The 13,428-nt window shown below is 56.9% G+C and carries 11 protein-coding genes; 9 read left to right on the top strand and 2 right to left on the bottom strand.

Going from position 1 to position 13,428, the window contains the following annotated elements:
* The first annotated feature begins 5 nt into the window (after window positions 1-5).
* Window positions 6-1,049 (top strand): ribonucleotide-diphosphate reductase subunit beta, encoded by a 1,044-nt coding sequence (locus tag B5E84_RS06585; RefSeq protein ID WP_087221003.1) that lies wholly within the window; start codon window positions 6-8, stop codon window positions 1,047-1,049.
* Between the two features lie 54 nt (window positions 1,050-1,103).
* On the opposite strand, the gene B5E84_RS06590 is transcribed toward B5E84_RS06585, so the two are convergent.
* A complete protein-coding gene (locus B5E84_RS06590) occupies window positions 1,104-2,162 on the bottom strand; it encodes an acyltransferase family protein (protein WP_087221006.1) in 1,059 nt (352 codons plus the stop codon).
* 159 nt (window positions 2,163-2,321) lie between these two features.
* Between B5E84_RS06590 and B5E84_RS06595 the strand changes: the two genes are divergently transcribed.
* The 4 genes from B5E84_RS06595 (at window position 2,322) to B5E84_RS06610 (ending at window position 7,513) form a co-directional block, all read left to right on the top strand.
* The gene (locus tag B5E84_RS06595; protein ID WP_087221009.1) at window positions 2,322-2,837 is read left to right on the top strand and encodes a nitroreductase family protein; all 516 of its coding nucleotides are present in this window, start codon (window positions 2,322-2,324) and stop codon (window positions 2,835-2,837) included.
* Between the two features lie 280 nt (window positions 2,838-3,117).
* The gene (locus B5E84_RS06600; protein WP_087221012.1) at window positions 3,118-4,812 is read left to right on the top strand and encodes a glutamine--tRNA ligase/YqeY domain fusion protein; all 1,695 of its coding nucleotides are present in this window, start codon (window positions 3,118-3,120) and stop codon (window positions 4,810-4,812) included.
* A 15-nt stretch (window positions 4,813-4,827) separates the two neighbouring features.
* Window positions 4,828-6,303: a MocR-like pyridoxine biosynthesis transcription factor PdxR gene (gene pdxR / locus B5E84_RS06605; RefSeq protein WP_087221015.1), complete on the top strand. Its 1,476-nt coding sequence runs from the start codon at window positions 4,828-4,830 to the stop codon at window positions 6,301-6,303.
* A gap of 184 nt (window positions 6,304-6,487) precedes the next feature.
* A complete protein-coding gene (locus tag B5E84_RS06610) occupies window positions 6,488-7,513 on the top strand; it encodes a branched-chain amino acid aminotransferase (RefSeq protein WP_087221018.1) in 1,026 nt (341 codons plus the stop codon).
* 312 nt (window positions 7,514-7,825) lie between these two features.
* On the opposite strand, the gene B5E84_RS06615 is transcribed toward B5E84_RS06610, so the two are convergent.
* On the bottom strand, window positions 7,826-8,608 hold the full coding sequence (locus tag B5E84_RS06615; RefSeq protein ID WP_087221021.1) for a hypothetical protein: 783 nt from the start codon (window positions 8,606-8,608) through the stop codon (window positions 7,826-7,828).
* A gap of 254 nt (window positions 8,609-8,862) precedes the next feature.
* Between B5E84_RS06615 and B5E84_RS06620 the strand changes: the two genes are divergently transcribed.
* From B5E84_RS06620 to guaB, 4 genes are all read left to right on the top strand, one after another.
* Window positions 8,863-9,147 (top strand): co-chaperone GroES, encoded by a 285-nt coding sequence (locus tag B5E84_RS06620; RefSeq protein ID WP_087221024.1) that lies wholly within the window; start codon window positions 8,863-8,865, stop codon window positions 9,145-9,147.
* 17 nt (window positions 9,148-9,164) lie between these two features.
* A complete protein-coding gene (gene groL / locus B5E84_RS06625; RefSeq protein WP_087221027.1) occupies window positions 9,165-10,787 on the top strand; it encodes a chaperonin GroEL in 1,623 nt (540 codons plus the stop codon).
* A gap of 211 nt (window positions 10,788-10,998) precedes the next feature.
* The gene (locus B5E84_RS06630) at window positions 10,999-11,496 is read left to right on the top strand and encodes a hypothetical protein (protein ID WP_087221030.1); all 498 of its coding nucleotides are present in this window, start codon (window positions 10,999-11,001) and stop codon (window positions 11,494-11,496) included.
* A gap of 222 nt (window positions 11,497-11,718) precedes the next feature.
* On the top strand, window positions 11,719-13,173 hold the full coding sequence (gene guaB / locus B5E84_RS06635; protein WP_087221033.1) for an IMP dehydrogenase: 1,455 nt from the start codon (window positions 11,719-11,721) through the stop codon (window positions 13,171-13,173).
* Window positions 13,174-13,428: the final 255 nt, after the last annotated feature.

Raw genomic sequence — 13,428 nt, forward strand, 5'->3', positions numbered from 1 at the left:
ATATTATGGAGCGACTGACCAGAAAACGGCTGTTCAACCCGGACGGGGACACCGCCCCGGGCGCCCGCCGGATCATCGGCGGAAACACCACGAATTTAAACGATTTCAACAACATGAAGTACCAATGGGCCTCCGACTGGTACCGCCAGGCCATGAACAATTTCTGGATTCCGGAGGAGATCAGCATGGCGGCGGACGTGCTGGACTATCCGCGGCTGACGGAGGCGGAGCGGACGGCCTACGATAAGATTTTAAGCTTTCTCATTTTCCTGGACTCGGTGCAGACGGCAAACCTGCCGAACATCAGCCAGTACGTCACCGCCAACGAGATCAACCTCTGCCTGACCATCCAGGCCTTCCAGGAGGCGGTTCACAGCCAGAGCTACAGCTATATGCTGGACACCATCTGCACGCCCACGGAGCGGGACCGGATCCTCTACCAGTGGAAGGACGACGCCCACCTGCTGGCGAGAAACACCTTTATCGGGGATCTGTACAACGAGTTTCAGGAGAAACAGGACCGGCTCACCTTCTTAAAGGTCCTTACTGCCAACTACATTCTGGAGGGCATTTATTTCTACAGCGGCTTTATGTTCTTCTACAACCTGGCCAGAGGCGGGAAGATGCCCGGCAGCGTCCAGGAAATCCGCTATATCAACCGGGATGAGAACACCCATCTGTGGCTGTTTCGCAGTATCATAAAGGAGCTGCGGGGAGAGGAGCCGGAGCTGTTTACCGGGAAAAATGTGGCGGTGATGGAAGAAATGATGCGGGAAGGCGTCCGCCAGGAGATCGCCTGGGGACGCTATGTGATCGGAGAACAGATTCCGGGACTGACGGAGGAGATGGTGGAGGACTACATCCTCTACCTGGGAAATCTGCGGTGGAGCTCTTTGGGCTTTGGCACCCTCTATGAGGGCCGCGAGGCGGAGCCCGCCTCCATGAAATGGGTGGGCCTTTACTCCAACGCCAACATGGTGAAAACGGACTTTTTCGAGGCCAAAAGTACCGCCTACGCTAAGAGCGCTGCCCTGGTGGACGATCTGTGACGGTTTGCAGGCGGAACGGTCAGGCCCAGGCAGGCCGGTTCAGAACCTAGGAAACTAGGAAATCCGGCGCCGGAGGCGTTTTTTCAGGACTTCATACACCCACAGCACCCCCACCATAATCCCGAAGGAGACGCAGGCAAAGCCCAGGGCCCTCCACTCGCTGTCCACGGAGAGCATGGGCTCGAGCCACTCCCCGGTGAGGAGCTGATACCCCTCCGCCACCAGGTAGTTGACAAAGGTTTGGGCGGCGAAAATGGCCATGGAGTGGCGGCCGCAGAACTGCCAGAACCGCCACCGTTTCCACTTCACGGCGGTGAGGCTTAAGGCCAGGATCCCGGTGAAGGCCGCCGTCAGGTAGAGGGGGGCCGGCGGGTAGACGCCGTCGCACATATTGGAGTAGCCGCCCGCCTGGGGGCCGAACAGGTAGTTGGACCACACCAGCAGAGGGAAAAGGAGCCAGTAAAGAGGCTGGAGCCTGTTTAACAGGTCCGCCCGCCCGGCGTAGTAGCCCGCCGCCAGAAACACGAAGGCCACGCAGGCCGTGTCCAGTTTCCAGGGGACGGAAGACAGGCCCAGGGGGCGGTACTTCCACATCAGCCAGTTGACCCAGGGCAGGAATTCAATCCCCGCCAGGGCCGCCGCCGTGAGGGTGGAGAGCCGTACAAGCAGGCTGCTGTTCCGGAACCGGCGGTGCCAGAGGTAAAAGCCGGTTTCCGCGAAGAACAGGACGGCCAGAAACCATACCTGCCCCACGTAGAGCCCTGCCGGCTGGGCGTAATAAAAAATGGACAGCAGTTCATTCTTCACCCCCGTCATCACCATGTAAATGCGGTAGGACGGCCGGATGAGGCAGATGACAAAGCCGGCAAAGGTGATGGCAAAATAGGGAAAAAGCCTGGTGCGCAGCTTGTTTTTCACAGCCTGGCCCAGGCTTTTATATTTCTCCGGACGGAAGGTCATCCCCGTGAGAAAGAAAAAGAGAGGCATATGAAAGCTGAAAATCCAGTTAAAGACCGGACTTTTGAATTTCAGAATGTGGCCGAAGACGACGAGAAACATGGCCAGCCCCTTGGCCACGTCCAGCTCCGGCAGGCGTCTGGAACGACGGTTCATAGTTACTCCCCCATAAAACAAAGTTCTGCCCAATATTATAAGAAGGGATGGGAGGAAAAGCAATGGTTTTTCCCGAAAAAAGGAGTATAATGGGGAAAGAAGGGGCCGCCGGGAGCCAAATGTCCCGCCGCGGCCGCGAAAAAAGAGGAGGTAACCCTTATGAATGAGACCATGAAAACCATTTTAACCAGAAGAAGCATCCGCAGCTTTCAGGAAAAACCCATCCCGGAGGAGGATGTAAAACAGCTGGTGGACGCCGCCCTCCACGCTCCCAGCGGCATGGGAAAGCAGACCTGGAAATTTACGGTGGTGATGAACCGGGAGAAGATCCAGAAACTGGCAAAGGCCATCGGCGCGGCCCTGGGACGGGACGGATACGATATGTACCAGCCGGAGGTCCTGATCATTCCTTCTAATTTAAAAGAGAGCCCCTTCGGCCGGGAGGACAACGCCTGCGCCCTGGAGAACATTTTCCTGGCGGCCCACTCCCTGGGGATCGGCTCCGTCTGGATCAACCAGCTTCAGGGCATCTGCGACCAGCCGGAGATCCGGGCCATTTTAAAGGAGTTTGAGATCCCCGACGACCATGTGGTATACGGCATGGCGGCTCTGGGATACGGGGACGGGGAGCCGGCGCCGAAGGAGCGCATCGGCCAGACCGCCTATATCCGCTGACGGCCTGGGATTGCTGCCGGAGATTGTTTTTCCCGGCTGGAGGACATTTCCGCGGGAATTTCCGACGGCGCCCGGCAGGAATCATCTGGCAGCTAATAATGTTTTACGTTGGCCAATTTTGAAAAATCCGTCAAATTGTGAATGGCATGGCTGAACGGTTATGAGAATTTGTACGGCCGGCCTGGAAAACCTTGCCGAAGCCTTATTTTTCTGCTATAATGGTTCAACATGAAAACAGGCAGGCATTGCCTGCAAGGATAGAAATACGTGGAGGGACGATATGGAAGAAAAGATGCCGGCAGTGGAAACCGCGGAAAAAGAGGTGGTTTCCAAAAACTTTATTGAGCAGGAGATCGACAAAGACCTGGCGGAGGGCGTGTACGACCACGTGCAGACCCGTTTCCCGCCGGAGCCCAACGGCTACCTGCACATCGGCCATGCCAAGTCCATTCTGTTAAACTCTGGCCTGGCAAAAAAATACAACGGAAAGTTCAATCTCCGCTTTGACGACACCAACCCGACGAAGGAAAAGGTGGAGTTTGTGGAGTCCATCAAGGCGGACGTACAGTGGCTGGGAGCCGACTACGAGGACCGGCTGTTTTTCGCCTCCGACTACTTTGAGCAGATGTATGAGTGCGCCGTTTTCCTGATCAAGAAGGGAAAGGCCTTCGTCTGCGACCTGACCGCCGACGAGATCAGAGAGTACCGGGGAGATTTTAAGACCCCCGGCAAGGAGAGCCCCTACCGGAACCGTTCCGTGGAGGAGAACTTAAAGCTCTTTGAGGAGATGAAGGAGGGAAAATACCGGGACGGAGAAAAAGTGCTCCGGGCCAAGATCGACATGGCCTCCCCCAACATCAATATGAGGGATCCGGTGATCTACCGGGTGGCCCACATGAGCCACCACAACACCGGGGACAAGTGGTGCATCTATCCCATGTACGACTTCGCCCACCCCATTGAGGATGCCATCGAGCACATCACCCACTCCATCTGCACCCTGGAGTTTGAGGATCACAGACCTCTCTACGACTGGGTGGTGCGGGAGTGCGAGTTTGAGAATCCGCCCCGCCAGATCGAGTTTGCCAAGCTCTACCTCACCAACGTGGTCACCGGTAAGCGCTACATCAAAAAGCTGGTGGAGGACGGCATTGTGGACGGCTGGGACGATCCCCGTCTGGTGTCCATCGCTGCCTTGAGAAGAAGGGGTTACACGCCGGAGTCCATCCGGATGTTTGTGGACCTGGTGGGCGTGGCAAAGGCTAACAGCTCCGTGGACTACGCCCTCTTAGAGTACTGCATCCGCGAGGATCTGAAACTGAAAAAGTCCAGAATGATGGCGATCTTAGACCCGGTCAAGCTGGTGATTGACAACTATCCGGAGGATCAGATGGAGGAGGTAGAGGTGCCCAACAATCTGGAGAACCCGGAATTAGGTTCCCGCATGGTGCCCTTTGGAAGGGAGCTTTACATTGAGCGGGAGGACTTTATGGAGACGCCGCCCCGGAAGTATTTCCGGATGTTCCCCGGCAATGAGGTCCGCCTTATGGGCGCGTACTTTGCCACCTGCACCAGCTGTGAGAAGGACGCCGACGGAAACGTGACGGTGGTACACTGCACCTACGATCCGGAGACGAGAGGCGGCTCCAGCGCCGACGGCCGCAAGGTGAAGGGAACCATCCACTGGGTGGCCGCCAAGACGGCGGTGAAGGCGGAGTGCCGCCTGTACGAGAACATCGTGGACGAGGAAAAAGGCAAGTTAAACGAGGACGGCAGCCTGAACTTAAATCCCAATTCCCTCACTGTGCTCACGGAGTGCTACATGGAGCCGGAGCTGGGAAAGGCCCAGGCCTACGACAGTTTCCAGTTTGTGCGCAATGGCTATTTCTGCGCCGACTGCAAGGACAGCCGTCCCGATCACCTGGTGTTTAACCGGATCGTGTCCTTAAAGAGCTCCTTTAAGATTCAGAAGTAAGACGGAGGCGGGAACATGGATCTGATGGTACCGCTGAAACCGGGAGGGGAGACGCCCCTCTACGAGCAGATTTATGAATATATCAAAAAAGAGATCCGAACGGGCGGACTGCGGGCAGCGGTCCGCCTTCCGTCTACCAGGAGGCTGGCGGAGCATTTAAAGGTGAGCCGCAGCACCACCCAGATGGCCTACGACCAGCTGCTGGCGGAGGGCTATATCGAGGCAGTGCCCTACCGGGGCTACTTTGTGTGTGAGACGGACGGACTGCTGGAGATCGGAAGGGCCTGGGGAGACGGATCTGGGGCAGGAAAGGAAAGACTTAAGCCTGTGCGGCCCTCCGGGATCACCCAGCCCCAGGTTTCCGCGGCCCCCCGGCCGGGATCCCGCCGGTTCCAGGTGGATTTTTCCCCCAGGGGCATTGACCTGGAGAGCTTTCCCTATGGGGTCTGGCGGAAGATTTCCAAAGACACCCTGGTGGACGACAACCGGGAAATGTTCCTGGCGGGGGACCGGCAGGGGGAGCCGGCTCTGCGGGAGGCCATCCGGGACTATCTCCACGCCGCCAGGGGCGTGGTCTGTGAGACGGAGCAGATCGTCATCGGCGCCGGGAGCGAGTATCTGCTGATGCTGCTCATGGGAATGCTGGGCCGTTCCCACACCGTGGCCATGGAAAGCCCCACCTACAAGCAAGCTTACCGGGTGCTGGCGGGCCAGGGGGTGAAGGTTTGCCCCGTAGGTATGGACAGCCGCGGGATGCGGGTGGATGCCCTGGAGGCCAGCGGGGCGGACATCGCCTACGTGATGCCCTCCCACCAGTTTCCCACAGGGATCGTGATGCCGGTGAGGCGGCGGCAGGAGCTGCTGCAGTGGGCCTGCCGCCGGGAGGGCCGGTTTCTCATCGAGGACGACTACGACAGCGAATTCCGCTACAAGGGAAAGCCGGTGCCGGCCCTTCAGGGGATGGGGCGGGAGGACAAGGTGATCTACCTTGGCACCTTCTCCCAGTCCATCGCGGCGGCCATCCGCATCAGCTATATGGTGCTGCCCCCGGCCCTTCTGGAACTGTACCGGGAACGGGCCGGGTTTTACGCCTCCACCGTGTCCCGGATCGACCAGAACATCCTCTATCAGTTCCTGGTAAGGGGCCATTTTGAGCGCCATTTGAACCGGATGCGTTCTGTGTACCGGGAAAAGCACGATAGCCTGCTGGCGGCCCTGTCTCCTCTGGGAGACGGGTTCCAGGTGTCCGGGGAGTATGCCGGCCTCCACCTTCTTCTCACTCACCGGGAGATGCCGGAGCGGGAGCTGGTGCGTCTGGCGGAGGAGGCGGGCGTAGGAGTTTACGGCCTTTCTTCCTACTTTATCGGCGAGCCGGAGAAGGGAGAGGGGAGCCGCACCGTCATTTTAGGCTACGCCAGCCTGACGGCAGAGGAGATCCGCAGAGGGGCGGAAGGGCTGGTGCAGGCGTGGGGCTCCTGCGGAAAGAGGTAGAAGAAAGAAGGGAGATGGCTGCCGGTGCAAGTGTGCTCAACCGCGCATTCCTGGGCACGTTACTGGATTGCTTTTCAAAAAAAACAAGAAATCAAAGAAAAGTTTCTTCAGTTGTTTGACAGCGGCCAGAATTAGTGCTATTTTTGATAGTAAAGTATTACAGCAGCATAGGAGGTAGGTTATTATGGAAAAGAAGAATCTGGATTGGGAAAATATTGGATTTGTATACCGGGAGACAGACAAACGGTATGTGTCTCATTATAAGGATGGCCAGTGGGATGAGGGAGCTTTGATTTCCGATTCCAACATCGTGTTAAACGAGTGTGCCGGCATCTTCCAGTACTGCCAGGAGGTGTTTGAGGGATTAAAGGCTTACACTACGGAGGACGGAAGCATCGTTACCTTCCGCCCGGATCAGAACGCGGAGAGAATGATGAATTCCGCGGTGGGCCTGGAGATGCCCGCTTTCCCGAAGGAGCGGTTCTTAGACGCCGTGGACCAGGTGGTGCGGGCCAACGAGGCCTGGGTTCCGCCCTACGGCAGCGGCGCCAGCCTGTACATCCGCCCCTATATGTTCGCCTCCGGTTCCGTGATCGGCGTAAAGCCGGCGGACGAGTATCAGTTCCGTGTGCTCTGCACTCCCGTAGGCCCCTATTTTAAGGGCGGCGCGAAACCGATTTCCATCTGTGTCAGCGATTTTGACCGGGCGGCCCCCAGAGGAACGGGCCACATCAAGGCTGGCTTAAACTACGCCATGAGTATGCACGCCGGAATGGAGGCCCACAGAAAGGGCTTTGACGAGAATATGTTCCTGGATCCCGGCAGCCGCCGCTATGTGGAGGAGACCGGCGGGGCCAATTTCCTGTTCGTGACCAAGGACGGAGAGGTGGTAACGCCCAAGTCTGATTCCATTCTGCCCTCCATCACCCGCCGTTCCCTGATCTACGTGGCAGAGCATTACCTGGGTATCAAGGTGACAGAGCGCCCGGTAGAGCTGGCGGAGTTAGGGGATTTCACGGAGTGCGGCGTGTGCGGCACGGCAGCAGTGGTTTCCCCGGTGGGAAAAGTGGTGGATCACGGAAAAGAGATCTGTTTCCCCAGCGGCATGGAGAAGATGGGACCGGTGATCCAGAAACTGTACGACACCTTAACCGGCATCCAGATGGGCCGGATCGAGGCACCGGAAGGCTGGATCCGCAAGATCAAATAAGAAGACAGGAATGGTTTCCGGAAGGCGAAACGCGTGCGCGGCAGCGCACACTGGCGCCGGAGGCTTTTGGTGCCATAAGGAATGCGGTTTCCCAAGAAAGAACAAAAAGAGGCGGGCAGCCGGAGCGTGTGGCTCCGGCGCCCGCCTCTTTTGCTTGCAGTACGCGTTTAAAACGTCTCGCAGCCGTTTTGCCTTTTCAGGACGGTCTCGCAGCTTTTGCGTGTCAATGCCTGAGACGTCTCGCGGCCTTGCTGTTCTCTCAGGGCTATGCCGCCTCTTTTGCGGTGCCCGCGTCTGAACCAGGAATCAGGGTTATACCTCTTTGTCCTCGGTGACAGACTGAATCGTCCCGGCGGTTTTCTCCGCGGCGTATTCCACATGGTCCGCGGCGGCGTCTGCGGCCTCGCTCAGCTTTTCCGCGGCCAGCCCGGCGGCGTCGCTTAAGCTCTCCGCGGCGTTCTCTGCCAGCTGGGCAGTCTTTTCCGCGGCATTCTCCGCCATCTCCGCCACCTGCCCGGCCATTCCGGCACTTTTTCCGGATACACTGTCCATGGCCCCGGCGGCCTTGGTTAAAACCTTCTCCGCCATTTCAGCGGCCTTTTCCTTTGCAGCCCCGGCAGCGTCCTTCATCCGATCCATGACGTCCTCTGCCTTCTCCGCGGCGTCCTCCGCCTCGTCCTCCACCCGCTCGGCAGTCCGGCCGCTCAGATCTTTCACCCGCTCCTTTGCCAGCTGGGCGGTGTCCTTGGCGGCAGAGCCTACGCTGCCTGCCGTATCGGAAAGGATGGCAGCGGTGTCTTTGAGGATCTCCTTGGCCGCCCCTGCCATATCTTTGGCGGCATCCAGCATATCTCCAGCCGCTACCTTAAATTCATCCTTATTGGCGTGGAGGGAAACGTACCGTCTCGCTCCCGCGTCCTCGCTTTCATTCTCCTCCTCATCCTCGAAGATGTCGTCGTCATCCTCAAAGTCGTGGAAATCTTCCTCCAATTCCTTGTTGAAGGATTTGTATTTGCGGAAATAAGAAACACCGGCGGCAGCCGCCCCCGCGACAGCAGCCAGTGCCAGCCATCTGCCAACATGATTTTTTGCCATAAGAAAAACTCCTTTCCACTTCAACCTGTTATGCTTATTTTAATACGAATGTGTGAAAAAAGAAAGGTATAAGTTTTGAAAATTTCTATAAAATAGGAGGGAGGATCAGGCATAATTGGAAACTTTATAAAATTTTTAGCACTCATGGCTTGACAGTGCTAACAAAAGGTGGTATAACGATATACGTGTAAAGGATAAGAGTTCCAGAAAAGGAATTTTGAAAGAAAACCAGACCATACAAGGAGGAATATCTTATGAAGTTGGTACCGTTATTTGACAGGGTTGTGTTAAAGCAGCTGGTGGCAGAGGAGACCACGAAGTCCGGAATCGTGCTGCCGGGCCAGGCAAAGGAGAAACCGCAGCAGGCCGAGGTAATCGCCGTGGGACCGGGCGGAATGATCGACGGAAAAGAAGTTACCATGCAGGTAAAGGTAGGCGATAAGGTGATCTACTCCAAGTACTCCGGCACCGAGGTAGAGGTGGACGAGGAGAAGTACGTCATCGTAAAGCAGAACGACATTTTAGCAGTGATTGAATAAATTGGAGGTTGACAGACATGGCAAAGGAAATCAAGTATGGCGTAGAGGCCAGAAAAGCATTAGAGGCCGGCGTAAATCAGCTGGCTGACACCGTAAGAGTAACCCTTGGACCGAAGGGAAGAAACGTAGCCCTGGACAAATCCTTCGGCGCTCCCCTGATCACCAATGACGGCGTGACCATCGCAAAAGAGATCGAGCTCAAGGATCCCTTTGAGAATATGGGCGCCCAGCTGGTAAAAGAGGCCGCTACGAAGACCAATGACGTAGCTGGTGACGGCACCACCACCGCCACGGTTCTGGCACAGGCCATGATCAACGAGGGAATGAAGAACCTGGCAGCAGGCGCAAACCCCATCGTGCTGAGAAAGGGCATGAAGAAGGCCACAGAGGCAGCCGTTGAGGAGATCGCCAAGATGAGCAAGCCCATCGAGGGCAAGGACCAGATCGCCAGAGTTGCAGCGATTTCCGCATCTGACGATTCCGTAGGCGAGATGGTTGCGGACGCCATGGAGAAGGTTTCCAAGGACGGTGTTATCACCATCGAGGAGTCCAAGACCATGAAGACGGAGCTGGATTTAGTAGAGGGAATGCAGTTTGACCGCGGCTATGTTTCCGCGTATATGTGCACCGATATGGATAAGATGGAGGCTGTGTTAGACGATCCCTTCATCCTGATCACTGACAAGAAGATTTCCAATATCCAGGAGATCCTGCCCTTACTGGAGCAGGTGGTAAAGACCGGCGCGAAGCTCCTCATCATCGCTGAGGACGTAGAGGGCGAGGCCCTGACCACCCTGATTGTCAACAAGTTAAGAGGAACCTTCAACGTAGTGGCTGTGAAGGCTCCGGGCTACGGCGACAGAAGAAAAGAGATGTTAAAGGATATTGCCATCCTTACCGGCGGCCAGGTGATTTCCGACGAGCTGGGCTTAGATCTGAAGGAAGTGACCATGGATCAGCTTGGACGGGCGAAATCCGTAAAGGTTCAGAAGGAGAACACCATCATCGTGGACGGCTGCGGCGACAAGGCGGAGATCAACGCCAGAGTGAGCCAGATCCGCGCTCAGATCGAGGAGACCACCTCTGACTTCGACAGAGAGAAACTCCAGGAGAGACTGGCGAAACTGGCAGGCGGCGTTGCCGTAATCCGCGTAGGCGCTGCCACCGAGGCTGAGATGAAGGAGGCCAAGCTGCGCATGGAGGATGCTCTGGCAGCTACGAAGGCGGCTGTTGAGGAAGGCATCATCGCAGGCGGCGGCTCCGCGTACGTGCACGCTGCCAAGAAGGTTGCCGAGGTAGTAGGAAAGCTGGAGGGAGACGAGAAGACCGGCGGAAAGATCATTCTGAAGGCTCTGGAGGCTCCGCTGTTCCACATCGCTGCCAACGCAGGCTTAGAGGGCTCCGTAATCATCAATAAGGTAGCTGAGTCCGAGGTAGGCGTAGGTTTCGACGCATACAAAGAGGAGTATGTGGACATGATCAAGGCAGGCATCCTGGATCCGGCAAAGGTGACCAGAAGCGCCCTGCAGAACGCCACCAGCGTGGCATCTACCCTGCTGACCACCGAGTCTGTAGTGGCAGACATCAAGGAGCCGGCTCCGGCTATGCCCGCAGGCGCTCCCGGCATGGGAATGATGTAAAACAAAAATCAGGCGGTCCCGGAGGATTCCGGGACGCCTTTGAAAAAAGGACGAGTGGGAAAGGGATTTCCTGCCGTCCTTTTTGTGTCCCTTCCACGGGGGGATTCATGGGCGCGCCTGCCGTTTCTTCCTTTACAAACGCCCTGGAAACGGATATAGTAGAGGTAAGGAGAACGGCTGCCGGACGAACCGGGGCAGAAAGGAGCAGGCTATGAAAAAGAGGATTTGTCCCATCTGTGACGGGGAGATAAAAATCGGCCATTTCTGCCCGCAGTGCCATGAGTGGGTGAGGAATCCGGTTGTGATGGAGGTCAATTATTATCTGAACGAGAGACGGCCGAGGACGGAGACGGAGCGGCTGTACCGGGAAGGAAGGGAAGGCCTGGAAAAGAGGCAGGGCGGAGGGAAAAATCCGTTGGAAACTCAAAAAAGGCAAGGAAAGGCCGCTCCCGTAAAAAGCGCCTCCGCCAGGAAGGTTTCCGTAAATCCCGGCTCCGGAAAGGACGTTTCAGGAAGGCAGTCTCCCGCGAAGACAGCCCCGGCCAGAGGCGGCGTGCCAGTGGAATATGGGACAAAGGGCTCCGGGAGAGTCCGGCCGTCAGGAAAGAGGACGAACGGAGGGTGGGCGGTGCTGATTGTCTTTATCGTCTACCTGCTGATCATGTTCATCGCCCCCATGCTGCGGATTTTGATGTCCTTATTTTTTTAGGAAACGGAGGCCGGTGGAAACGGGGAAAGGCCTGCGGAACCGTACAGATGTCCGCGACCTGCGTACACGTTCCTCATGTACAGACATTTTTCAGAATTTGTCAAAAATAGGTTTGACAACGGTGGAAAAGTCTGGTAGCATATTGTACTAATAACTTTTACATATGGCTGTGGTGCGCTACCGGACCGCAGCCATGACTATCAGGAAAGAGAGGAAAATCTAATGGGTAGAATTATCGGTGATGGCATTACATTTGACGATGTGCTGCTGGTTCCTGCGTATTCTGAGCTGATCCCCAACCAGGTGGATGTGACCACCCATCTGACGAAGAAAATCAAGCTGAACATTCCGCTTATGAGCGCAGGGATGGACACCGTCACGGAGCACAGGATGGCGATCGCCATGGCCAGACAGGGCGGTATCGGTATCATTCACAAAAATATGTCAATCGAGGCTCAGGCAGAGGAGGTTGACAAGGTAAAGCGTTCTGAGAACGGCGTCATCACGGACCCATTTTACTTATCCCCGGAGCACACCTTAAGAGACGCGGACGAGCTGATGGGGAAATTCCGTATTTCCGGCGTGCCGATCACAGAGGGCAGAAAGCTGGTAGGCATCATTACCAACCGGGACTTAAAGTTTGAGGAAGACTTCAGCAAGAAGATCAAGGAGTGCATGACCTCCGAGAACCTGGTGACTGCCAAGGAGGGCATTACCCTGACGGAGGCCAAGAAGATTCTGGCCAAGGCCCGGGTGGAGAAGCTGCCCATCGTGGACGACGATTTCAACTTAAAGGGCCTGATCACCATCAAGGATATTGAGAAACAGATCAAGTACCCGCTGTCCGCCAAGGACGAACAGGGCCGCCTGCTCTGCGGCGCCGCCATCGGCATCACCGCCAACGTATTAGACCGGGTAGAGGCTCTGATGAACGCTCACGTGGATGTGGTGGTTCTGGATTCCGCTCACGGTCATTCCGCCAACGTCATCCGCTGCGTGAAGATGATCAAGGAGAAATATCCGGAGCTGCAGGTCATCGCAGGAAACGTGGCCACCGGCGAGGCGACGAGAGCCCTGATCGAGGCGGGAGCTGACGCGGTGAAGGTGGGAATCGGACCGGGTTCCATCTGTACCACCCGCGTGGTTGCCGGTATCGGCGTTCCTCAGATCACGGCCGTGATGGACTGCTATGAGGTGGCCAAGGAGTACGGCATCCCGATCATCGCCGATGGAGGCATCAAATACTCCGGAGACGTGACGAAGGCCATTGCCGCCGGCGGCAGCGTCTGCATGATGGGAAGTATGTTCGCAGGCTGCGACGAGAGCCCGGGAACCTTCGAGCTGTATCAGGGCAGAAAGTACAAGGTATACCGCGGCATGGGTTCCATCGCCGCCATGGAGAACGGCAGCAAGGACCGCTACTTCCAGAGCGACGCCAAGAAACTGGTGCCGGAGGGCGTAGAGGGCCGTGTGGCTTACAAGGGCATGGTGGAGGACACCGTATTCCAGCTCTTAGGCGGACTGCGGGCCGGCATGGGCTACTGCGGAGCCAAGGACATCCCCACCCTTCAGGAGACGGGCCGGTTTGTGAAGATTTCCGCCGCGTCCTTAAAGGAGAGCCATCCCCACGACATCCACATCACCAAGGAGGCTCCCAACTACAGCGTGGATCAGTAAAAAGAGAGACTGGCAGAGGCCGCGTTTTCACAGGCGCGGCTGGGCCGGAAAAATCAATATCAGAGCTTTGCGGGAACTGCCGGACCGGCAGGGAACGGGATCAGGGCGGTATGGCTTTCGGGCTGTGCCGCCCTGCTTTTTGTGTCATAGGAAACTGCGTTCCCTATGGCACAAAAGCCTCCGGCGGGAGGCGCACTCCGCGCAAAGGAAAATGGCTGCTGGCGCAGCCGCGCTCCGGCGCGAGTGTGCGCCAAG

This window comes from Lachnoclostridium sp. An14 (assembly GCF_002160755.1).
Lineage (GTDB): Bacteria > Bacillota > Clostridia > Lachnospirales > Lachnospiraceae > Lachnoclostridium_A.